Annotated in this window: 21 protein-coding genes and 1 tRNA gene; 13 read left to right on the top strand and 9 right to left on the bottom strand. The window is 48.3% G+C overall.

Annotation, left to right across the window (positions count from 1 at the left end):
* Positions 1 to 4 precede the first annotated feature (4 nt).
* The gene (locus LG201_RS10850) at positions 5 to 370 is read right to left on the bottom strand and encodes a hypothetical protein (protein WP_226772226.1); all 366 of its coding nucleotides are present in this window, start codon (positions 368 to 370) and stop codon (positions 5 to 7) included.
* Positions 371 to 469: 99 nt separating this feature from the next.
* Here LG201_RS10850 and msrB point away from each other — a divergent pair, with 99 nt between their 5' ends.
* From msrB to LG201_RS10870, 4 genes are all read left to right on the top strand, one after another.
* The gene (gene msrB / locus LG201_RS10855) at positions 470 to 862 is read left to right on the top strand and encodes a peptide-methionine (R)-S-oxide reductase MsrB (protein ID WP_226772227.1); all 393 of its coding nucleotides are present in this window, start codon (positions 470 to 472) and stop codon (positions 860 to 862) included.
* Positions 863 to 864: 2 nt separating this feature from the next.
* Positions 865 to 1,212, top strand: a complete 348-nt coding sequence (locus LG201_RS10860; protein WP_226772228.1) for a DUF4186 domain-containing protein — start codon at positions 865 to 867, stop codon at positions 1,210 to 1,212.
* Between the two features lie 86 nt (positions 1,213 to 1,298).
* Positions 1,299 to 2,789, top strand: coding sequence for a malate dehydrogenase (quinone) (mqo, locus tag LG201_RS10865; protein ID WP_226772229.1), 1,491 nt, complete (start codon positions 1,299 to 1,301; stop codon positions 2,787 to 2,789).
* 700 nt (positions 2,790 to 3,489) lie between these two features.
* Positions 3,490 to 3,798, top strand: a complete 309-nt coding sequence (locus tag LG201_RS10870) for a BON domain-containing protein (RefSeq protein ID WP_226772230.1) — start codon at positions 3,490 to 3,492, stop codon at positions 3,796 to 3,798.
* A 66-nt stretch (positions 3,799 to 3,864) separates the two neighbouring features.
* Here the strand turns inward: LG201_RS10870 and LG201_RS10875 are convergent, their stop codons facing one another.
* Positions 3,865 to 4,752 carry an alpha/beta hydrolase family protein gene (locus LG201_RS10875; protein WP_226772231.1) on the bottom strand — a complete coding sequence of 296 codons (888 nt, stop codon included), beginning with the start codon at positions 4,750 to 4,752 and terminating at the stop codon, positions 3,865 to 3,867.
* An 81-nt stretch (positions 4,753 to 4,833) separates the two neighbouring features.
* Positions 4,834 to 4,909, bottom strand: a tRNA-Glu gene (locus LG201_RS10880).
* Positions 4,910 to 5,033: 124 nt separating this feature from the next.
* On the opposite strand from LG201_RS10880, the gene dinB reads away from it, so the two are divergent.
* Positions 5,034 to 6,185 (top strand): DNA polymerase IV, encoded by a 1,152-nt coding sequence (gene dinB, locus LG201_RS10885; protein ID WP_226772232.1) that lies wholly within the window; start codon positions 5,034 to 5,036, stop codon positions 6,183 to 6,185.
* A 13-nt stretch (positions 6,186 to 6,198) separates the two neighbouring features.
* On the opposite strand, the gene LG201_RS10890 is transcribed toward dinB, so the two are convergent.
* A complete protein-coding gene (locus LG201_RS10890; protein ID WP_226772233.1) occupies positions 6,199 to 7,128 on the bottom strand; it encodes a LysR family transcriptional regulator in 930 nt (309 codons plus the stop codon).
* Positions 7,129 to 7,394: 266 nt separating this feature from the next.
* Here LG201_RS10890 and LG201_RS10895 point away from each other — a divergent pair, with 266 nt between their 5' ends.
* From LG201_RS10895 to LG201_RS10905, 3 genes are all read left to right on the top strand, one after another.
* On the top strand, positions 7,395 to 7,661 hold the full coding sequence (locus LG201_RS10895) for a DUF2798 domain-containing protein (RefSeq protein WP_226772234.1): 267 nt from the start codon (positions 7,395 to 7,397) through the stop codon (positions 7,659 to 7,661).
* Positions 7,662 to 7,840: 179 nt separating this feature from the next.
* The gene (locus LG201_RS10900) at positions 7,841 to 8,323 is read left to right on the top strand and encodes an SRPBCC family protein (RefSeq protein WP_226772235.1); all 483 of its coding nucleotides are present in this window, start codon (positions 7,841 to 7,843) and stop codon (positions 8,321 to 8,323) included.
* 188 nt (positions 8,324 to 8,511) lie between these two features.
* On the top strand, positions 8,512 to 10,728 hold the full coding sequence (locus tag LG201_RS10905) for a glycoside hydrolase family 2 protein (RefSeq protein ID WP_226772236.1): 2,217 nt from the start codon (positions 8,512 to 8,514) through the stop codon (positions 10,726 to 10,728).
* Here the strand turns inward: LG201_RS10905 and LG201_RS10910 are convergent, their stop codons facing one another.
* The 4 genes from LG201_RS10910 to dnaA all read right to left on the bottom strand — a co-directional run bounded on the left by LG201_RS10910 (position 10,729) and on the right by dnaA (position 17,531).
* A complete protein-coding gene (locus tag LG201_RS10910) occupies positions 10,729 to 12,240 on the bottom strand; it encodes a SulP family inorganic anion transporter (protein WP_226772237.1) in 1,512 nt (503 codons plus the stop codon). It abuts the gene before it with no gap.
* Positions 12,241 to 12,330: 90 nt separating this feature from the next.
* Positions 12,331 to 14,727 carry a DNA topoisomerase (ATP-hydrolyzing) subunit B gene (gene gyrB, locus LG201_RS10915; RefSeq protein WP_226772238.1) on the bottom strand — a complete coding sequence of 799 codons (2,397 nt, stop codon included), beginning with the start codon at positions 14,725 to 14,727 and terminating at the stop codon, positions 12,331 to 12,333.
* A 51-nt stretch (positions 14,728 to 14,778) separates the two neighbouring features.
* On the bottom strand, positions 14,779 to 15,882 hold the full coding sequence (gene dnaN / locus LG201_RS10920) for a DNA polymerase III subunit beta (RefSeq protein WP_226772239.1): 1,104 nt from the start codon (positions 15,880 to 15,882) through the stop codon (positions 14,779 to 14,781).
* 224 nt (positions 15,883 to 16,106) lie between these two features.
* Positions 16,107 to 17,531: a chromosomal replication initiator protein DnaA gene (dnaA, locus tag LG201_RS10925; protein WP_226772240.1), complete on the bottom strand. Its 1,425-nt coding sequence runs from the start codon at positions 17,529 to 17,531 to the stop codon at positions 16,107 to 16,109.
* A 278-nt stretch (positions 17,532 to 17,809) separates the two neighbouring features.
* On the opposite strand from dnaA, the gene rpmH reads away from it, so the two are divergent.
* Genes rpmH through mnmE form a run of 5 tightly spaced genes read left to right on the top strand, consistent with a single transcriptional unit; the run spans position 17,810 to position 21,620 of the window.
* Positions 17,810 to 17,944, top strand: coding sequence for a 50S ribosomal protein L34 (gene rpmH / locus LG201_RS10930; protein WP_045751845.1), 135 nt, complete (start codon positions 17,810 to 17,812; stop codon positions 17,942 to 17,944).
* 35 nt (positions 17,945 to 17,979) lie between these two features.
* Positions 17,980 to 18,369, top strand: coding sequence for a ribonuclease P protein component (rnpA, locus tag LG201_RS10935; protein WP_226772241.1), 390 nt, complete (start codon positions 17,980 to 17,982; stop codon positions 18,367 to 18,369).
* Positions 18,353 to 18,571, top strand: a complete 219-nt coding sequence (gene yidD, locus LG201_RS10940) for a membrane protein insertion efficiency factor YidD (RefSeq protein ID WP_226772242.1) — start codon at positions 18,353 to 18,355, stop codon at positions 18,569 to 18,571. Before rnpA ends, yidD begins: the two co-directional genes overlap by 17 nt.
* Positions 18,572 to 18,604: 33 nt before the next feature.
* Complete coding sequence (yidC, locus tag LG201_RS10945; RefSeq protein WP_226772243.1) at positions 18,605 to 20,293, top strand: membrane protein insertase YidC; 1,689 nt, start codon at positions 18,605 to 18,607, stop codon at positions 20,291 to 20,293.
* On the top strand, positions 20,280 to 21,620 hold the full coding sequence (gene mnmE, locus LG201_RS10950; RefSeq protein WP_226772244.1) for a tRNA uridine-5-carboxymethylaminomethyl(34) synthesis GTPase MnmE: 1,341 nt from the start codon (positions 20,280 to 20,282) through the stop codon (positions 21,618 to 21,620). The genes yidC and mnmE overlap by 14 nt, the downstream gene beginning before the upstream one ends.
* A 64-nt stretch (positions 21,621 to 21,684) precedes the next feature.
* On the opposite strand, the gene LG201_RS10955 is transcribed toward mnmE, so the two are convergent.
* A complete protein-coding gene (locus LG201_RS10955; protein ID WP_226772245.1) occupies positions 21,685 to 22,680 on the bottom strand; it encodes a choice-of-anchor A family protein in 996 nt (331 codons plus the stop codon).
* Between the last annotated feature and the right edge of the window lie 135 nt (positions 22,681 to 22,815).

Raw genomic sequence — 22,815 nt, forward strand, 5'->3', positions numbered from 1 at the left:
AGACTTACTCTTCATCCTGATCTGGCGAGTGATATTCAATGTCCTCATAGACAGACTCGGCAATCGGCAACAGCTCGGCATGCAGCGCTTGCTCTGTCAGTGCACTGTATTGATTTTTTGCTGTCAGAGCCTGATCAGGCTCAAGCGCCTGCAACAAAGGCTCGTAATCATCGCCCGACACGGCGAAATGATCATCTGCCTGCACAGGTCTGCTATAAGTGATTGAATAAAGCTTTTCATTCAGCTCAAGATCGAATCTGATATTAAAATGTGGGACTGCGTTGGTATCTTCACGGGACTCACCGTAATCCATGTCCCGGATGATAGCGTTAACGCCCTGGATGCTGATCGCTTTACCGTGTTGTGTCACTGGATTGTCCTTGATGGCTGAAGAGCGGGATTTTACTAGGTTTAGAGGTGTCTGGCATTCTATAAAAACAGTGATCATCAAGAGGAAAAGGAGAAAGAAATGGCCAAGTTTTTCAAGACAGATGCTGAGTGGCAGCAACAGCTCACTCCCCTGCAATATGAAGTCACCCGGCATGCTGCGACCGAACGTGCGGGTACTGGCGAATTTGCTTACCACTTTGAGCATGGCATATATCGCTGCGTATGCTGTGAAACGCCGCTATTTGAATCAGACACCAAGTTTGATGCCGGATGTGGATGGCCCAGCTATTTCAAAGCCCTGGATCCAGACAATGTACGCGAAGAAGTGGATCACTCTCACGGCATGATCCGCACTGAAGTGATCTGCAATGTGTGCGATGCACATCTGGGCCATGTATTTCCCGATGGGCCTCCGCCCACTGGCGTGCGTTACTGTATTAACTCGGCATCCCTCAGTTTTGAACCTCTCTAGGCATGCGCACATTGGATGCGCTATTCCTGGCACTGGAAGCATCTAAATTCCGCAGCTCGTTCAAGCTTGCCAGCAAAGACAGGGATTATTTGCACAGCAAAGGCCTGCCTGTGGTCACTGACCATGCGCGTGACTTTGTTGCCAAGCGCCTTGCGCCCGCAGACATTGCCAATGATGGCAAGCAGACGCCTTTCCGTGGCCACCCGGTATTTGTGGCCCAACATGCCACAGCATGCTGTTGCAGAGGATGCCTGGAACAATGGCACCAAATCCCGCATGGACGCGCACTGAGCATGATCGAGCAGGAATATGTGGTCAATGTCATTGCGCACTGGCTGGAACGTGCTTAATAGTACCCAATATTGCATGGATTTTACAGAATCGCGCAGTATGCATATCATGGCGTCCCAAGCGGAAGATTGATTAGAACCAGACCATGACCCAAGCGCTCCAGACCGATATATTGCTAGTAGGTGGCGGCATCATGAGTGCCACACTGGGCACAATGCTGCAGAAGCTCGATCCGTCCCTGCATATCATGATGGTCGAACAACTGGACAAGGTCGCCAGTGAAAGTAGTGATGGCTGGAATAATGCTGGTACAGGGCATGCTGGTTACTGTGAGTTGAACTACACCCCCGAATCGGCCGATGGCAGCATCCAGATCACCCGCGCCCTGGGTATTAACGCGGCATTCGAAGAATCCTTGCAGTTCTGGTCCTGGCTGGTAGAACAACAAGCCCTGCCCTCCCCAACGCATTTTATCAATGCCACCCCTCATGCCAGCTTTGTCTGGGGCGAAAAAGATGTCAACTTCCTGCGTAAGCGCCATCAAGCGTTGAGTGCCCATCATCTATTTTCCGATATGGAATATACCGAGGACAGGCAAACACTCGCAGAATGGATGCCCTTGGTGATGCAGTACCGAAGCAGTTCCCTGCCTGTGGCTGCTACCAGGATTCAATATGGGACAGATGTGGATTTTGGTGCGCTCACGCGCCTATTGATAGCCAATCTGCAACAATCCCCCAACTTCAAATTACATACCCAGCATGCAGTCCGCAGCCTTAAACAGCAAAATAACCAGCGCTGGCAGGTTGAGGTTCAGGATAAAACCGGAGGCAGTAAAATCACCTTGGATGCGGGGTTTGTCTTTCTAGGCGCTGGGGGCGGGGCGTTACCGCTGTTACAAAAAGCAGGTATTGCCGAAAGTCAGGGATATGGTGGCTTTCCAGTAAGCGGCCAATGGCTGGTCTGCAATAACCAGGATGTTGTCAAACAGCACTATGCCAAGGTGTACGGTAAAGCGCCAATAGGTGCCCCCCCCATGTCGGTTCCTCATCTGGATACCCGCATCATTGATGGGCAACCCGCCCTGCTCTTCGGGCCTTATGCTGGCTTTACCACCAAATTCCTCAAGCAAGGTTCATTGCTTGACCTGCTACGCTCTGTCAAACGCAACAACTTGAAATCCATGCTGGGCGCAGGTAGTCATAACATGGACCTCACCCGCTACCTGATAGGGGAAGTATTTCAGAGCCACAAGCAACGTGTGGCTGCACTGCGTAACTTCCTCCCTGATGCCAAAGAAAGTGAATGGTCACTACTATATGCAGGGCAGCGCGTGCAAATCATCAAACAATGCAGTGAACAAGGCGGGAAACTGGAATTCGGTACCGAAATAGTTGCCGCCAAAGATGGTAGCCTGGCGGCCCTGCTGGGTGCATCACCTGGGGCTTCCACCTCCGTGCCAGCCATGATCCAGGTACTGGAGCGTTGCTTTGGCGCCCGGCTGCAAGACCCGGCCTGGCAAGAGCGCATGCAGGAAATGGTGCACTCTTATGGTCATTCGCTTGTACAAGATGCGGACTTGTTACATCAAGTGAGAGAAAGAACGCTACAGACCTTGAAGCTCAAGACCTCATAATGGCGGCCATTTAGAGGGTTGCATCCTCATCTCAGTAAAAACTTGCAGTGGACTTCCTTTTGTCCTACAAGGAAATCGGAATTTTCCAGATAAACATCTTTTTTTCCATCGCTTACATTGGCTACACCCTCTACTAAACAAGGAATAAGCTCATGAATGCGCTAATGAATCTGATGTTGGTCACTGTAATGTTTGGCCCAATTGCTCTCGGTTTCTTTTTTGGTTAACCATGAGCAAGACCAGTGACCAGATTGCAGGTATAGGTTTTTAATAGTTGCTTATCGCAATCTGGTCACAGGTTTTATTGATCACACTTCACTCGCTTTTTTCTACATTTCCCAGCACCACTACATACTGCTTAATCAGGCTTCAGCCATAGCAATCACCTGTAGGCAAGCATCCCAGCATCACCATCATTTTGTAAGAAAAAATAGTGCGACTTAGGCAGGTCAATCAGAAAGATATTTGTCACACATTCTTGATTGTCTTGTCGAAGATCGCCGCCTTCAATGATGAACCTCACCAACACAGTCTTTGTTAGCGGTTATATCCATTCCAGACCTCTTGGGATCTTGAATCATGCGAGCAGTAAGCTGATTCCTACACCTGATTCAGCGACATGCCGATTAGTGCTTGACCTAACGCCCCGTAGAATGGACTCGTCTTTTAGATCAATACTAAATCAATCAAGGAGTCTTACATGAAAACTAATTTTAAAAGCCTCGTTCTGATCAGCGCCCTGTTAATGCCTGTAGCTGCTTTTGCTGCAGATGGTGATCCAATCGAAACCAAATTGAGTGATTCTGTAGTGACCACGAAAGTGAAAGCTGCTTTTGCCAAGGACAAGCTGGTAAGCGCTACCGACATCAAGGTTGAAACTGACAGTGCTGGCTTGGTACAGCTCTCTGGTACAGCCAAGAGCAAGAAAGAATCTGACCACGCAGCCAAACTGGCCAAGAGCATCAAGGGCGTGACTGCAGTAAAGAATGACATCGTAGTTGCCGAATAATAACGGCTGTGCGTGACATAAAAATGGGGCATAAATGCCCCATTTTTATGGTCTATTCAACCCAGATCACGTTGTTTTCAACTTGAGATTCAAGTAAGCCAGTAATTCCACTTTAAGCTGCTCATGAAATTGTTCGCGGTCAAACCCTTCTGGATCTATGGTGGGCAATGAGCCACCACTCTGGATTTTGGGTGGGAAAGGACTGAGGAAAGAAAAATGCCCGGCATTCTTTACCTCCCTAAATGTCACTTTTTCGCGGTCAGGCACCCCATTCAGGACTATGTCGGCATGCCATTGAGGCGTATAGGGATCATGTTCAGCTGTCAGCATCAGGATAGGTAAATCCACCCGGCTTAATGCACCTTCTGGCATATACCATGGCGTTGCAGGTGCCAGCAGTACGAGAACACCCACCCTGGGATCGTGTTCAACTTCTACTTGTTGTGCAGTATGTAATTGTTCAGGTTGTAGCTGGTCTGGCGGATACCAAGGTTGACCACCAGCAATTGCCAAAGCGGTATATCCCCCCATCGAATGGCCTATGATCGCAACATGATGCTGCTGGCTGTGGCGACTCAACTCAGGATCAGCCAAAATACCATCAATCGTCAACGTGACATGCCGTGGCCGATATTGCAGATTTTGGATCTTCCCCTGAAACTGATTATCCAGCCGATTATTACCCGCATGCTCCAGCATGGCCACAATATAGCCATTTCGCGCCAGATGCATGGTAATGCTGCGATAGAGTAAATGGGAACCACCGCTACCATGCGACACAATCACCAGAGGATAAACGCCCTGAGCCACGGGTGCATCCGGGCTGACATCCATCACATAAGGGCCAAAAGCCGTGGAAACCGCAGGTTGGGCTGTGGGATACATCACCAGCACCGGAAATGAAACTCCAGCCTCATGATCTGTAAACTGAAACTGCCGCGTACCGACAAACATGACTATCCTTTTTTATCAAGGACTTACCATTTTACAGGGCAAAATAAAAGCAGATCACCTGAGTGTCTGCTTTTATAAAATTGGCGTCCCCACGGGGATTCGAACCCCGGTCGCCTCCGTGAAAGGGAGGTGTCCTAGGCCTCTAGACGATGGGGACATGAAACTTAACGTTTCTAGAGGGTGCGAATTCTAACCAAAAACACTGAGTTACGCCAGCTTATTTTTAAATATATGCAGGAAATTGATAGCATAGCGACCTGACATCACCAACGCATAGACCTTTGAACTCATTTTCTTCCCGTCGTATTGCCCATCTGGACATGGATATGTTCTTTGCCGGGGTGGAGTTATTACGTTATCCAGAACTACGTGGACTGCCCGTGGTGGTAGGAGGTCGTGCTGTATATCAACCAGAGACATTGCCGGATGGCAGCCGGAAATTTTTCAGGCTGCGAGAATATAGTGGTCGTGGGGTGGTCACCACCTCCACCTACGAAGCCAGGACTCTAGGGGTATTTTCTGCCATGGGCCTGATGAAGTCAGCACAGCTTGCCCCGGAGGCGATTCTGCTACCGGCCAATTTTGACTCTTACCGCCATTATTCACGGTTGTTCAAGCAAGCCGTCGCCAATATTGCACCTTTGATAGAAAACCGGGGTATTGATGAAATATATATCGACCTGACCCACCACTCCGAAGACACTGAAGCATTAGCGCAACAGATCAAGCATGCCGTTCAAGCCGCTACTGGTCTTTCCTGCTCAATCGGCATCGCGCCCAACAAACTCCTGGCAAAAATTGCCTCCGACCTGGACAAGCCCAATGGGCTCACCATCATTGATGCAGAAAATTTTACTGGCCGGATCTGGCCACTCAAGGCTAGCAAGATCAACGGCATAGGCCCGAAGGCAGCAAAAAAACTGGCCACCTTGAATATCCATACCATTGCAGAGCTCGCGCAAACCGATGCCTCTCTGCTACAGGAAAATTTTGGATTGAGTTATGCGCACTGGCTGCTGGAAGTCGCGCATGGTCGTGACAACCGACCGGTAGTGACCTTTTCAACCCCAAAATCCATGAGCCGCGAAACCACCTTTGAACGTGACATGCATGCCCGCAAGGATAAGGCCAGGCTCTCCGAGGTGTTTACTGCTCTATGCGAGCGGGTGGCAGAAGATTTGCAGCATAAAGGCTATGTAGGACGTACTGTGGGCATCAAGATCAAATATCACGATTTCCGTACCGCCACCCGTGACCTATCCTTGCCGCACTACACCAATGACAGTGCAGCCATTCGTCGTGCTGCGGGTGAATGCCTCAAACGCGTATCGCTGGATCAACATTTTCGCCTGCTTGGGGTTAAGGTCACCACCTTGGTTCGAGAAGAGGATGTGGAGGCACAACAGCCCTTGCAGGCATCCTTGTTTAACTGATGCCTGTTGCATCTCAAGTACGCCATGCTGCCGGCACATTTTCCATCAGGTAATCCAGGAACAAGCGCACCTTACCACCGGCGGAAGGTCGATCACGGTAACAGGCATAAAAATCAAGCGGCTCGATATCGGCGCTGGCACTATGCTCAGCATCAGGATTTGATAAAAACAAGGGCAGCAATTTCCCCTGTTCAATCAGTGCATCAGCCAGGAATGCCCCAATCCGTGCAATGCCTGCCCCTTCGACTGCCAACTTGGCAAGCGAGTCTATATCGTTACTGATGATGACGGGGTTGAGCTCAGCTTCAAACCTGACACCCTCGCGCACAAATACCCAGCCCAGCAGCCTGCCGTCATAAGGCAACCGAAACACCAGGCATTGATGCTCCCGCAATTGCGCCGGGTCATGAGGCACACCGTATTGATCAAGATACGCTGGCGATGCACAGAACCTCAGCGGTACCTGGGCAATTTTGCGCGCCACCAGACCCGGCTCCAGTTGTTGTGGGAAACGGATACTGATATCGACCTCTTCACGGACATGATCCACATTGTGATCAGTCAGGATTAACTCTATGCTCACTCTGGGGTAGCGCTGGGCAAACACCGGAATCAAGGGAGAAAGCACATGGCGCCCAAACGCACCTGATGATGCAATACGCAGTTTTCCCTGTGGCTGGCCATGCAGCTCACCAACTGCCGCTTGCGCTTCCTCAAGGTCATTCACCACCTGTTTAACACGTTGATAATAGATTTGACCACTCTCTGTCAGTGCAATGCTGCGGGTAGTGCGGGCCAGTAAGCGGGTACCCAGGTTCTGCTCCAACCTTGCTATGTTCTGGCTTGCCGCCGCGGCAGAAATCCCCATCCTGCGTGCTCCTGCTGCAATACTGCCCTCGTCTACTGCCTTCACAAAGCTTTCTACACCCTTGAGGGTATCCATTCCGACTCCAGCTAATTAGATTAGATTAGATTAGATTAGATTAGATTAGATTAGATTAGATTAGATTAGATTAGATTAGATTAGATTAGATTAGATTAGATTAGATTAGATTAGATTAGATTAGATTAGATTAGATTAGATTAGATTATTAATCAATCTATCAATTCATAAGTTTAACTTGATTATATGATTAGTTATAGTCAGCTACCCCGATGCAAGGCAGACACTTACAGTGATGACTCCCTTCACTATCCTGAAAGAGCATCATGAACAACCCCCTTTACAGCCGTGCCCGTTATGCTGATATCCGCATTCCTACTCGCTACACCCCTGTCGTTTTTGCTTTTTTCATGGCCGCCATCATGGCAATGCTGATGTGCCTGGTGATCGTGGGAGCCAACAGTGGCTTGGGTACAGGATATATAGATCGTGTATTCATGGCCTATAAGCTGGCGATGCCCGTTGCTTTTATCTGTGTGATGGCCGTCAGGCCTATAGTCATGAAATTGGTCGCGATCACAGTCAAGGCATGAGAATGTTTGCATTCACTTTGTCCGACAGCCATATAGGAAGGCTGCTGATGTGGCACAGCCAGTGTCCATGATACGATTTTTAACACGTAGCGCCGTTGTCCTATTCTCTGAAAATTTTACACAGAGCGATTTGCAACGGAACTGTTAAGACAAATCAGTATCCATCATAGGAGGACGAAATGTCAGTGATAGAGAAATCAATCCAAGTGAATGTTCCTGCCAACATTGCCTATAACCAATGGACCCAGTTTGAGGATTTTCCTCAATTTATGGAGGGAATTACCGAGGTGAGACAGCTGGATGATACCCATCTGCACTGGTGCGCCAATGTAGCAGGCCAGCGCAAGGAGTGGGACGCTGAAATCACCGAGCAAATCCCGGATAAGCGTATTGCTTGGCATAGCCTGTCTGGCACCAAGAATGCAGGGGTAATCACTTTTCATCATATTGATGACTCAACTACCCGAATCATGTTGCAGATGGATTATGATCCAGAAGGCGTAGTAGAAAACACAGGAGATGCGCTGGGTATACTCAGCCACCGGGTTGAGGGTGACCTCAAACGCTTCAAGGGATTTCTTGAATCCCGCGGCAAAGAAACCGGCGCGTGGCGAGGTAAAGTCGAACAGGGCACCTCAAATACGCGTAATACCCGTCATTAACCAACAGGAGAATCTTCATGAGACTACTGATTAAAACCCTGATCGCAGGTTATATTGCCAAGCGCGTCACCCATTACTTGCTGCACAGCAATAAAAAAGCGGTCCAGCAACCTTAAACCACAGGCCGGGGTCTTCACCCCGGCCTATTTTATTGATAACCACATCATTCCTGACAGGTTGTTTCCTTGATGCACTCGTTTTCCATCTTCAAACTCTGCTGCTTGCTAGGCCTGCTTTTCAGCACAATCAATGCCTCTGCACAATCCCGCATTGCATCTCAACTTGAGCTGGGGGGTGCCTGGCAGTTTCTGCCGATAGAACGTGTACCGGTCACCTCAGAACTCCCACTTCCAACTAAAGGCTGGCAAAGCATCAAGGTGCCGGGTAACTGGTATCGCCAGGGTAGGGATATCAGTGGGCAGGCCTGGTACCAGAAAGAGTTCATGCTGGATCGCAGGCAATCCGGGCGTCATGCCCAGCTGGTATTCAAGGGCGTGGATTACAGGGCGGATGTATGGCTCAATGGACATTATCTTGGGCAACATATTGGCTATTTCCAGGCTTTTGAGTTTGATGTATCCAAGCACCTGGTTGAGGGCAAGAATACGCTCACCGTTTTAGTTGATAGTCCATTGGAAGCCCCTCAGGACTGGTCATTACACAAACGGCTGATCAAAGGGATTTTCAGCCATCACGATACCCGCCCCGGCGGTGCCTGGTCAGAACGCGGGCAAGAACAGAATACGGGAGGCATCTGGGCACCTGTCGCCATTGAGTTTTCAGATGATGCGGCCCTTAGGGAATTGACCGTTACTCCACGCAAAAGCAAGAGTAGCAAATTGGCTGATCGCTGGGATGTTGAAGCCTTTGGCAATGTCAGCAGCGATGTTTCACATGAAACATCTATCACCATTGAAGCCGACATCACTCCAGAAAACTTCAAAGGCAAGTCTTACCAATTCAAACAAACCTACACCTTGAGGCCTGGGCAGAACAACCTGGCGCTTAAGCTGCCTGTCGACAAACCGGAATTATGGTGGCCAGCTGAATATGGACAACCCAATCTCTATCGCCTGAAACTGACGTTGAAGGATGAAGGGAAAAACAATCGTATTCTGGATCAACAAGACAAAGTGATTGGGTTTCGCGAAGTTCGGGTAGATGATCGCCTGCAATGGTTTATCAACGGTCACCGCATGTTCTTGCGTGGTACCAACTACATTGCCAGTCAATGGCTGGCAGATATGTCACCAGAACGCTTCAAGCAAGACCTGACCATGATGCAGAAAGCCAATATCAATGCCATCCGAGTGCATGCACATGTAAGTGCGCCGACGTTTTATGACTTATGTGACCGCATGGGTATCCTGGTGACCCAGGACTTTCCCTTGCTGTGGGGATATAGTGATGATGAAGCCTTCACCATCGAAGCCAGGTCCCAGGCCCAAGATATGGTAAAAGGGCTCAACCACCATCCTTCCATCATCTCCTGGACCATGCATAACGAACCCCCATGGGATTCGCCCTGGATGGCGCAGAAATACCCTGCTTATACCCCAGACATCAATCGCAAACTCGACGAACTGCTCTATGCAGACGTGAAAAAACTGGATGATCTACGCGTTGTTCGCAAAGAATCTGGCATCAAAGAGCATGAGTGGATGGGCTGGTATTTTGACTCGTGGCAATCATTCACGCGCCCTGCCCCCAATCCATGGAGCACTGAGTTTGGCGCACAGGCATTGCCTCACCTGAGCAGCCTCAAGCGCATGTTCAAGGCTGATGAACTGTGGCCGGATACCGAGGCAAAGTGGAAGAAATGGGAATTCCATAATTTCCAGCGTAAGGAAACGTTTGAATTAGCCCATGTCGCGCAAGGTAAAAATATTGAAGAATTTATCCACAACACACAGCATTACCAAGCCAGACTGATCCAATTCGCTGTGGAAAACTATAGACGGCAACGTTATGCGCCGGTTTCTGCCGTGTTCCAGTTCATGTTTGTGGAAAACTGGCCTTCAATCAATTGGGGGGTTGTTGATTATTGGCGCCAACCGAAGGCTGGCTATGAGGCATTGCGCGTCGCCTACCAGCCCATCCTGCCCAGCCTGGAATGGCAGCAGGACGAATACAAGGCTGGTGAATCACCCAAGATAGGATTATGGGCCATCAATGACACCTGGCAGGGTTATGAACATGCAAGCTATACCATTACCCTCTATAACAATGGCAAACAGATAGACCAGCTCAAACTGCCGTTGGAAATGCTGCCTGACTCAGGCCACAAACTACGTGATTATCCGCTGCCTTCCTTGCAGCCCGGCCAATACGAACTCAAGGCACAGATTGCGGATCGCAATGGCAAATTGATGGGAAGCAATCACTATCGCTTCGAGGCCAGGTAATCAGGCAAGCTTGTCATCCGCTACATGGTATTTGGGGTCCTCCAGCAGGTTGACCTCTACCATGCCCTTGGCTTTATCCAGCAACTCCTGGCAATCCGGGCTCAGGTGCTTGAGATAAAGCCGCTTGCCTGCGCTTGAATACCGTTCTGCCAAGGCATCAATAGCCGCCAAGGCAGAATGATCCACCACCTTGGCATGCCTGAAATCGATAATGACATGGTCAGGATCCTGCTTAGGCGTAAATAACGCATTAAACGCGGCAATCGAGGCAAAAAACAAACTGCCCTTCAGTTCATAGACTTTCCAGCCCTGCTCATTGAGGTGTGACTCTGCCTTGATCTGTTTCGCATGTTCCCAGGCAAATACAAGTGCCGATACAATCACCCCGGTGAGCACCGCAATCGCCAGATTGGCAGCCACCGTCACCGCAGCAACCAGCAACCCCACCACAATATCCGGCTTGGGTACCTTGCCAAACAACCTGAAACTACCCCATTCAAACGTCTTCTCTGCCACCACAAACATCACGCCCACCAACGCTGCCAACGGGATCATCTCAATCCAGCGCGAAGCAAACAGGATAAACGAGAGCAGGAACAATGAAGTGGCAATACCTGACAACCTGTGCAAGGCCCCATTGCCCACGTTGATCATGCTCTGCCCTATCATGGCACAGCCACCCATGCCACCAAAAAGCCCAGTCACCACATTGGCACTGCCCTGCGCCAGCGATTCGCGGTTAGGCTCTCCACGCGTATCCGTCATTTCATCAATCAGGTTAAGCGTAAGCAAGGTCTCTGTCAGGCCTATCACCGCCAGGATCAAGGCATAAGGGAAAATAATCTTCAGGGTCTCAAACGTGATCGGTACCTGGGGTAAATGAAACGCGGGCAAACCTCCAGCAATCGATCCCAGATCACCCACCGTTTTGGTGCTAATACCCAGCACAGCCGCGCCTACCGTTACCACCGCAATAGCCGCCAAGGCGGAGGGAATCGCCTTGGTCAATTTGGGTAACCAGTAAATAATTGATACCGTCAGCGCAATCAATCCCGCCATGACGTAAAGCGGTAACCCGCTCATCCAGACTTCATTGCCATCCGCGCCTACTGTTTTCAAGTGGTGAAATTGCGCAATAAAAATCACGATCGCCAACCCATTCACAAACCCCAACATCACGGGATGCGGCACCATGCGGATGTATTTGCCCAGTTTAGCCACCGCAAACAACATCTGTAATATCCCCATCAGCACTACAGTCGCAAACAGATATTCCGCGCCATGCTGCACAACCAAAGCCACCATCACCACCGCCAATGCCCCTGCAGCTCCCGATATCATCCCTGGACGCCCACCAAAGGCAGAAGTGATGAAAGACACTATGACAGCCGCATAAAGCCCCGTAAGCGGCGAGACATGCGCAATCAGCGCAAAAGCGATTGCCTCTGGCACCATGGCCAAAGCCACGGTAAGGCCGCTTAACAGATTGGTTTTGATATCGTTTATGGACATATGGCTAATAATTAACTGATGGAAGTAAAAAAGCCCCAACTTTTATTGGGGCTTGATATTTAAAATATGATATCTAAATTTAAAAAAATTTTAGATATCTAAATTATTGACTCTTAATGAATTTCCTTCAATAAATGCTCGCCTTGGTTCCACTTGATCGCCCATTAATGTGGTAAAGATTTCATCTGCGGTAATGGCATCGTCTATCTGTACCTTCAACAGGCGTCGTACCGTTGGATCCATGGTAGTTTCCCACAGCTGTTCCGGGTTCATTTCGCCCAAACCCTTGTAGCGCTGGATATTGAGGCCATGCTTGGCTTCACCCATTAGCCAGTCCAGGGCAGCTTTGAAGCTATTCACATTCTGTTCTTTTTCACCACGCTTGATACTGGCACCAGGACCAACCAGGCCTGCCAGTAACTGGGAAACCTTGTAAATCTGGCGGTAATCTCCACTGGCTAGGAAATCAGGGTTGATCACACAGGATTGTAGATTGCCATGCACATATTTATTGATTTCCAGGCGGTAACTTTCGGTTTCTTGATTGAATGAAACCAGCACCTGGCTACCAGTATGGCCCAGCAAGGGGCGCAATTTTTCAGCGCCAGCTTCAGCCGCTGCTTCCGTACTCAGATCGAGTGCACCAAGTTCCTGCAATGCCCGCAATATGCTTTCGTCATACAGTGGACTTAGTCGACGAATCACGGCTTCCGTCAATACCAGTTGATTGGCAATTTCAGCAAATGCATCCCCTACCAGGGTTTCGCCGCCTTCTCTGGTCAGCAGTTCTGCGCCCTTGAGGGCTGATTGCAGCAGATACTGGTCTAGCTCCTGTTCGTCCTTGAGATAACGTTCATCCCTGCCCTGTTTAACTTTGAACAATGGAGGTTGAGCAATGTAAATGTGACCACGTTCTACCAAATTGGTCATCTGGCGATAGAAGAATGTGAGCAACAATGTACGGATGTGGGCACCATCAACGTCCGCATCGGTCATGATGATAATACGGTGATAACGCAGTTTTTCCGGATTGAAATCATCCTTGCCTATCCCTGTGCCGAGAGCGGTAATCAGGGTGGCAATTTCTTGGGAAGATAACAATTTGTCGAAACGCGCTTTTTCCACGTTAAGAATCTTACCCTTGAGGGGAAGAATGGCCTGAAATTTACGATCCCGGCCCTGCTTGGCTGACCCACCCGCAGAATCACCCTCGACCAGATAAATTTCACACAGTGAGGGATCTTTTTCCTGACAATCAGCCAGTTTTCCTGGCAATCCCATGGTGTCCATCACGCCTTTACGACGTGTCATTTCGCGCGCCTTGCGGGCTGCATCACGGGCACGGGCAGCTTCAATGATCTTACTGCAGATGATTTTGGCTTCAGTCGGGTTTTCCAGCAGATATTCCGCCAGTTTGGCAGATACCACTTCCTGCACCACTGGCTGCACTTCACCGGAAACCAGTTTATCCTTGGTCTGCGATGAGAATTTAGGCTCTGGCACCTTGACCGACAGCACGCAGGTCAAACCTTCACGCATATCATCACCACTGGTGTCGATTTTGGCTTTTTTAGCCATGTCGTTTTGCTCAATGTAATTATTGAGCGTACGCGTCATTGCAGTACGCAGGCCTGTCAGGTGGGTACCACCGTCACGCTGTGGAATGTTGTTGGTAAAACATTGAACGGTTTCACTGTAAGAGTCATTCCATTGCATGGAAACCTCTATGGTCATGCCGTCTTTTTCGCCCATGGCGTAGAAAGGCTTGGGATGCAGTACCGTCTTGCTGCGGTTCATGTATTCAACAAAACCACGCACACCGCCTGAATGGGCAAAATTCTCACTCTTGCCATTACGCTGGTCTATAAGCTCGATCTTGACGCCGTTATTGAGGAAAGACAGTTCTCGAATCCGCTTGGCGAGAATTTCAAAGTGAAACTCAATCAGCGCAAATGTCTCTATTGAGGCAAGAAAATGTACTTCTGTACCACGTCGCTCGGTAGTGCCTGTCATGGACAAAGGCGAAACAGCGACGCCTCGATTAAACTCCATCTGATGCACTTTACCATTGCGAAAAATACGCAAACGCAACCAGTCTGAAAGTGCATTTACTACGGAAACACCCACACCGTGCAAACCGCCAGATACTTTGTAGGAATTCTGGTCAAATTTACCGCCAGCATGCAGTTCGGTCATGACAATCTCAGCGGCAGAGCGCTTGGGCTCGTGCTTGTCGTCCTCTTTGACGTCAGTTGGAATACCACGACCATTATCTGAAATACTGATGGAATTATCCGGATGGATAATTACCTTGATGTCATCACAGTGACCAGCTAGGGCTTCGTCAATAGCGTTATCCAGAACCTCGAATACCATGTGGTGCAAACCGCTACCGTCGGAGGTATCGCCAATATACATACCAGGGCGCTTACGTACAGCATCCAGGCCTTCAAGGATTTTAATACTATCGGAATTGTATTCAGTCATAGTCCTAGGGTTTCACGTGAAACAATCAATTTAATTCAATAAAACAATGCCTTAAATACGCATTGGCATTACAACATATTTGTAGTTGTTGTCATTTTCAACCGTGACCAAGCAGCTGCTGTTGGCATCTGCAAAAGAAAACACGACGTTTTCGCTATCAACATTATTCAGAACGTCAATCATGTAAGTCACATTAAAGCCGATGTCCAGCGCATTGCCTGGATAGTTTATTTCAAGTTCTTCTTCTGCTTCTTCCTGCTCACTGTTGGTGCTGATGAGCTTCAAGCTATTGCCAGTCAATACCATACGGATTCCACGATATTTTTCATTGGAAAGAATCGAAGCGCGTTGCATGGAAAGCAGGATCATCATGCGATCTACAGTGAAACTGTTTTGATGACCACTAGGGATAACACGTGTGTAATCAGGGAACTTCCCGTCAATTACCTTTGAAATCAAACGGATATCACCAAAAGCAAAGTTAGCTTGACCACTGGCAACCTCTATTGTGACTTCTTCCTCGCTTTCATCCAACAACTTTATCAATTCAATCACGGTTTTACGCGGCAGGATTATTTCCTGTTTTTCGTAGCTCGTCGTGAGTTCAGTTGAAGTAAAACTCAGCCTGTGTCCGTCAGTACCTACCACATTGAGACGATTGCCATTCACTTCGAATAGCAATCCATTGAGGTAATACCGGATGTCCTGTTGTGCCATCGCAAACTCAACTTGCTTGAAAAGACGCTTCAGGGATTTCTGGCCAATTTTAATCACGGTATTGCTTGCGCCAGCGGCCTTGGTCATTACCGGGTAATCGTTGGCAGGCAAGGTTTGCAAATTAAATCGACTTTTTCCGGTTTTGACCTGAATTCGATTTTCCTGCGTTGCCATGTTGATTTCAGCGTTTTCAGGTAGTGACCTGCAGATATCCAGCAGTTTTTTTGCTGATACTGTGGTCGATAATTCTCCACCAACCGCGGTTTCCACAGAAAGTGAGATTTGCATTTCAAGATCTGTGGCTGTCAGGACGATTTTATCTTGCTTTGCTTCCAGTAACAGATTGGAAAGGATAGGCAAGGTATGACGTCTTTCAACAATGCCGCTTACAGATGAAAGGGGTTTTAGCAGCGTATCGCGATTGATTTTGATATTCATATCTTTAAAACCTAAATAGTAAAATATAAATTAATGATAACAATAATGTTAGAGACTTCTGTTGATAACTCTATTTTTTCTTTTAAACTCAAATTACTAAGTCAGACTCAACTGTCTTGACATTGTTAGATACTGGTGTGGATAGAATGTTGGTTATTTTAACGCTTTCTGAAAATCGCGCCTAAACCGCATTTCTATTCACAGGCTATCCATAACTTAACTGCTTAATCCCTGATCACCTGGATCAGCACCGAGATATCTCGCCCTACATTGGGATCATTCTGCCTTAATTGCTCAATTTCATCACAGGCATGCATCACGGTGGTGTGATGGCGACTACCAAACGCTTCTCCAATCTCTGGAAAACTATGATTGGTCAGCTCACGCGCTAGCGCCATGGCTACCTGCCGTGGACGGGCAAAATTACGTGAGCGTTTCTTGCTATACATTTCCGCTACTTTAATCTTGTAATAGTCAGCCACCGTTTTTTGAATATTTTCAATTGTAATCTGGCGACCGCGTACGGCGATCAGGTCTTTCAATGCTTCCTTTGCCAAGTTGACGTCGATAGCATGTCCGGTGAAATTGGCCATGGCAATGATACGATTGAGTGCACCTTCCAGCTCACGCACGCTGGAACGGACCTGTTTGGCGATGAAGAAGGCGACATCCTCATGCAAGTTGACACGTGCAGCCTCGGCCTTTTTCAACAGAATCGCCACGCGCATTTCCAACTCAGGTGGTTCAACAGCTACGGTCAGGCCCCAGCTGAAACGAGTACGCAGACGTTCATCGACATCTGCGATTTCCTTGGGATAGGTATCACAGGTGATGATGATCTGTTTCTTGGCTTCAATCAGCGAGTTGAAGGCGTAGAAAAATTCTTCTTGGGTACGACTCTTTTTGGCGAAAAACTGGATATCGTCAATCAACAGTAGATCAAGAGAGTGATATTGACGCTTGAACTCATCAAACGCCTTGTGTTCGTAGGCTTTTACCACATCAGAGACATAGCGTTCTGCATGTAGATAGCGGATCTTGGCATCTGGCCGTTGCTGTTTGAGGTGATTGCCGATGGCTTGCAGCACATGGGTTTTGCCTAGCCCTACACCGCCATAAATAAACAAGGGGTTGTAGGCGGTGCCCGGATTTTCTGCGACCTGGATGGCGGCAGCTCTGGCTAGTTGATTCGCTTTACCAGTGACAAAGTTATCAAAAGAGAACGATGGATTCAGTCCATTGGTTTCAACCGCGGGCTTGGTTTTCTTGACAACGTTGGCAGCGCGACTAGGACTGACAGGCTTGGTTACCTTGCTTATTTCAGCATCCAAAGAAGGGATAGCAGTGTCAGGGCTGGTTTTTGCTGGTTTACTGGGAATGGCAGAAATGGCAGGCGCTTGTTTCTTGTCGGTCGCATCGTACAAGGCCAATTCAATTTGAACTGACTCGGGATAGACTTCTTCTGCCAGGATTTGGATCTTCTGCAGGAATCTATCTTTTACCCATTGCTGTACAAAGCGATTGGGGGCAAGTAAACGGAAGATACCATTATGGGTTTCAAACCTGAGCGGTTTGATCCAAGTATTGAATTGCTGCGCCGATAATTCCTCTTCAAAGCGACCGAGACAAATAGACCAAAAATTTTCCATCGGTTGCCCGAAACTCCCGCAGTGACTGATTAAAGATTAATCTAGAATGAATACTTCCGGTTCTTATTGATTGACCGGGTGGATGCCCGTAAGCGAGGGAGTTTTACCCTCAGCCGGATGGGTGATTCTAGCTTGTTTACCACAACTTATCCACAGGCAAGCCACAATCATTTTCACAAGCTGATGTATTTCCTAAATAAACATTGACATAACCCTGTGTAATCAGGTTAAATTACGCCCTTTTGATTAGTAACGCATAGAAGTCATCGGAGATTCTCATGAAACGCACCTATCAGCCTTCGAAAGTTCGTCGCGCTCGCACCCACGGTTTTCTGGTGCGTATGAAGACCCGCGGTGGTCGCGCTGTTATCGCTGCGCGCCGTGCCAAGGGCCGTGCTCGCCTGGCTGTTTAATTCAGCCGTTCGCCGTTAAGGCGATTTAGCTATACATGGTTTTGCCTTCATACGCTTTTACACGTCGGGCAAAATTATTAAAAACGGATGAATTTTCATCCGTTTTTAATTTCCGCAAGCGGGTTTCCGGGCGTTATATTGTCTTGCATTATCAATGCAATACGCTGGGAAATGCTCGTCTGGGGCTTGTAGTGGGAAAGAAAGTCGCTCGTCGGGCCGTTGATCGTAATTACATGAAACGTGTATTACGGGAACTGTTCAGGGTTAGGCAAGATCAATTGCAGGGATTGGATATTGTAGCCAGACCTCAAAAACAGTTTTCTGCTGAAAATTTTGCTGAAATTCAGCAGGAGTTTATTGAGCTGGTTGAGAATTTACAACGTAAGCTGATCAAGCATAATGACGAGCATGAAGCTGTTCTCTAGTCTATTGATAGGGATGATCAAGATCTATCAATGGACATTGAGTCCATTCATCGGTCAGAGCTGCAGATTTTTCCCCACTTGTTCGCAGTATGCGATTGAAGCCATGCATAAGCATGGTGCATTGCGCGGTGCTTTTTATACGATACGCCGGTTGTCTAGATGCCATCCCTGGCATGCAGGCGGACATGATCCAGTGCCATGATATTGATGGCCTTAATTACTAGATAAGAGATTTATGGATACCAAGCGCCTGATTCTGTTTGTCATTTTTTCCTTTTCCATATTGATGCTCTGGGATTCCTGGCAACGTGACCATAAACCGGTCCCCACTACTGCTAGTCAAGCTCAACAAGCAGAGGATGGCAGCATTCCCCAAGCAGCCAAATCAGCTGGTCAGCCAGCAGCTCAGTCCGGCTTGCCGGTCGAGAATGGTTTCCGCTTGCAAACCGCTGAACGTATTAATGTTGAAACTGATTTGTACAAGGCAGGTATTGATACGATAGGCGGCGACCTGCGTCGTCTGCAATTGCGTGAGCATAAAGATGATGAAGACCTGAATCAGGACTTCATCTTGATGGATGATAGGGGCTCCCCTGCCCTGTACGTGGCCCAAACCGGCTTGATTGGTAATCAGCTGCCTACCCACAAGGCTACATTCACCAGTGAATCCAGCAATTACAAGCTACAAGCCGGTGCTAATACACTGGATGTACGCCTGACCTGGAAGGGTGAAAATGGTGTTGAAGTCGACAAGATTTATACCTTCCACCGTGACAGTTATGCAATTGATGTAAATTATCAAATCCGCAATAATGGCACTGCTGCGATTGATCCATCCATCTATTACCAGATTGTGCATGATAGTGAATCCCATCAAGGATCACGCATGATGCCCACTTTTACCGGTGCGGCTTATTTTACAGAGTCAGACAAGTATAAGAAGTTGAGCTTCTCTGACATGTCCAAGACCAATCTTTCCAAGAATGCCAGCGATGGCTGGGTGGGACTGGTACAACATTATTTTGTCAGTGCCTGGATTCCTCAGAATGGTTTGGCGCGCGAGTTTTACTCCAAGAAACTGGCTGATAAGATTTACTCTATCGGTAGCGTTAGCCATGTTGGCAACATCGAGCCTGGTAAGACTGCGGATGTGAAAGCTAGACTATACGCCGGTCCACAAACGCAGACTGAGCTCAATAGTGTCGCCCCTGGCCTCGAATATACCGTCGATTATGGCTGGCTTACTGTCATTGCTTCTCCCTTGTTCTGGGTATTGTCATCTATCCAGAAACTTGTGAATAATTGGGGTGTTTCAATTATTCTGCTGACTGTGCTGATCAAGCTGGCGTTCTATCCATTGTCTGCGGCAAGCTATCGCTCCATGGCCAATATGCGGGAACTGGCACCACGTCTGCAACGCCTGAAAGAGCAATATGGCGATGACAAGCAGAAGATGCATCAAGCCATGATGGAGATGTACAAGACCGAGAAGATCAACCCAATGGGCGGTTGCTTGCCTATCCTGGTACAGATCCCGGTATTCATCTCTCTTTACTGGGTGCTACTCGGTAGTGTGGAAATGCGTCATGCCCCATTCATGCTGTGGATACAAGACTTGTCTGCGCCGGATACTTTGTTCGGCACTATCCCTTGGTTGAACATGCCGGTTGGCTTGCTGCCTTTGCTGATGGGCGCGACCATGATCATCCAGACCAGGCTGAATCCTAAGCCAGCCGATCCAGTCCAGGCCAAGGTCATGGCCATCATGCCGATTGTGTTCAGCGTATTCTTCTTTTTCTTCCCGGCCGGGTTGGTACTTTACTGGTTGGTGAATAATATTCTTTCTATTGCACAGCAATGGCATATCAACCGTTCAACAGAACGTGCAGCTGCTACCAAGAAGAAGGGAAATGTACGCCGTTGATACGATTGCTGCCATAGCCACTGCCCCAGGTTCTGGGGGCATTGGCGTGGTGCGTGTATCAGGCTCTGCGAGCAGGGAAATCGCCGTGGCCATCCTTGGCCACTGCCCTGCTCCACGTCATGCGGCTTACCTTGATTTCAAGGAAGCCGATCAGCAGTTGATCGATAAAGGCATCGCCATTTACTATGTCGGTCCTTATTCCTACACCGGTGAAGATGTCCTGGAGTTGCAGGCCCATGGCGGCCCTGCCCTCATGCAGATACTACTAAAGCGCTGTATTGCCCTGGGTGCACGCCAGGCTGAACCTGGTGAATTCACCAGGCGCGCTTATCTCAATGACAAACTTGATCTGGCCCAGGCTGAAGCAGTGGCGGATGTGATTAATGCGGCGACTGAAGCTGCAGCCAGAAGTGCAGTGAGATCCCTCTCAGGCGAATTTTCCTCCCGTATCCATGCATTGCTGCAACAACTGATAGACCTGCGTCTTTACGTGGAAGCCTGTCTGGACTTTCCCGAAGAGGATATCGATTTTATTTCTCAGGGACGGGTGGCAGAAAAGCTGGCAACGGTAGCTGTCGGCTTGCAATCGGTGTTCAAGGAAGCGCAGCAAGGCAATTTATTGCGTGAGGGTATACAGGTTGTCCTGGTTGGCCAGCCTAACGTGGGAAAATCGAGCTTGATGAACCAACTGGCCGGGGAAGAGGTGGCGATTGTGACCCCTATTGCCGGGACCACACGGGATACCATAAAAAACTCCATACAAATCAATGGAGTACCGTTGCATATTATTGATACTGCTGGTTTGCGCGAGACCGAAGATGAAGTAGAACAGCATGGAATTGCCAGAACTTGGCGAGCGCTAGAAAACGCCAGCGTTGCATTATTATTGCTAGATGCAAGCCATGGTATTGGAAATGCAGAAAAATTGATTTTGCAGCGATTGCCGCAGTTTTTGCCAAAAATATGGGTACACAACAAGATTGATCTTGATTCAACAAGCCCAAAAATTGAGAAAATCGATCAGCAGACTCATATTCACCTCTCGGCAAAAACTGGTGATGGGTTGAGTTTGCTTCGTCAACATCTGCTGGAAATTGCTGGCTGGCAACCGAGCGGTGAAGGTGTTTTTATGGCGAGAGCTCGTCACTTGACTGCGTTAGACCAAGTGCGGGAACATCTGGAATTGGCTGCTGAGTTATTGTTACAGCCGGAGTTATTTGCGGAAGAGTTGCGTTTGGCACAAGAAGAATTAAATACGATCACAGGGGAGTTTAGCCCTGATGATTTGCTCGGAGAAATATTTAGCCGATTTTGTATTGGTAAATAGAGTTATTTAGTTGAATAAAAAAGCCCGGTTAACCCGGGCTTTTTTATTGTCAATCGTGCTTTATTTATGCGCGACGACGAGCACCAAACGCTAGCAGACCCAGGCCCGCGAGGAACATGGCATAAGTAGAAGGTTCTGGTACAGCCAGTACTGGGATATCACCAGTAAATCCGTATTGATGAATTTGACCACGTTGAGTCAGGTTGTTGACGTACACATTACCTTCAATATCCGCCGTGTTTTTCAGGTCAGCTTTAACGGCAAGTACTGAGCCACCAAATTGGGCACCGAAATCGACAGTTTCAGCATCGTAAAAATTCCAGATGGTCGAGCTGGCAATTTTTTGCGCTGAACCACCGAGGAAGTTTGCGGAAATATCGATGTCGGTAAGTCCGGAATTAATGATGATGGTAGTCGCGTTGTTCAGGATGAAATCAAATTCACCCAGCTTGAAGATGGAGATAGAGTCTTCGATGCTCAGATTGAACACGGCCAGTCCGGTGCTATCAGCAGTGGCGGTAAAAGTAGCTTTATTGCCATTCAGGGTTACACTGCTGGTATTGCTCAGTTGACGTAAGTCAGAGGAAGTGTTGCCAAGCAGGGTACGAAAATCAGTGGAGGTGGCTGCGCTGATATTGGTTTGCAATATTGAGTTTGGCGTGTCTAGCTTGCCGCCATTGAAGTTAATATTGGTCGCTGTCCCTTGCACATAAGTGGGACCATTCAAATGACCATTGTTAGCATTTCCCAATATTGCTGCACTGCCACCGTTGACATGAAAGTTATCAAGACTGCCGCCGATAACCGCGCCAGCTGAAAGCACTTTGCCACTACCACTACTTTGTACATTACCGATAACAGTCAGGCCCGCGTAATCAGATGCTGGGAGTGTGCGGTGTACATACTCGCCTCCTACAACACTGCCGCCGACCCAAGTGCGTCCATGCAGGTGAGATGTTGAATCAATATTACCCAATACGACCGCATTGAATTGTTGAAATGTTTGATTGGCATCAAGTGCTGCATGAGCGCTGATGCTGAAAAAAGAGCTTGCTACCATTGCAGGTAACAATAAGGCACGTAATAACATATGAATCCCCGATAGTATTAACTTGAATGACTTTTTAACTACTGATTTATTTTGATATTTCTAATTATTTACTTATAACAGCACAATGTTTTATTGATCCCAAAA

Source organism: Methylobacillus gramineus (genome assembly GCF_020532675.1).
Classification (GTDB): domain Bacteria; phylum Pseudomonadota; class Gammaproteobacteria; order Burkholderiales; family Methylophilaceae; genus Methylobacillus; species Methylobacillus gramineus.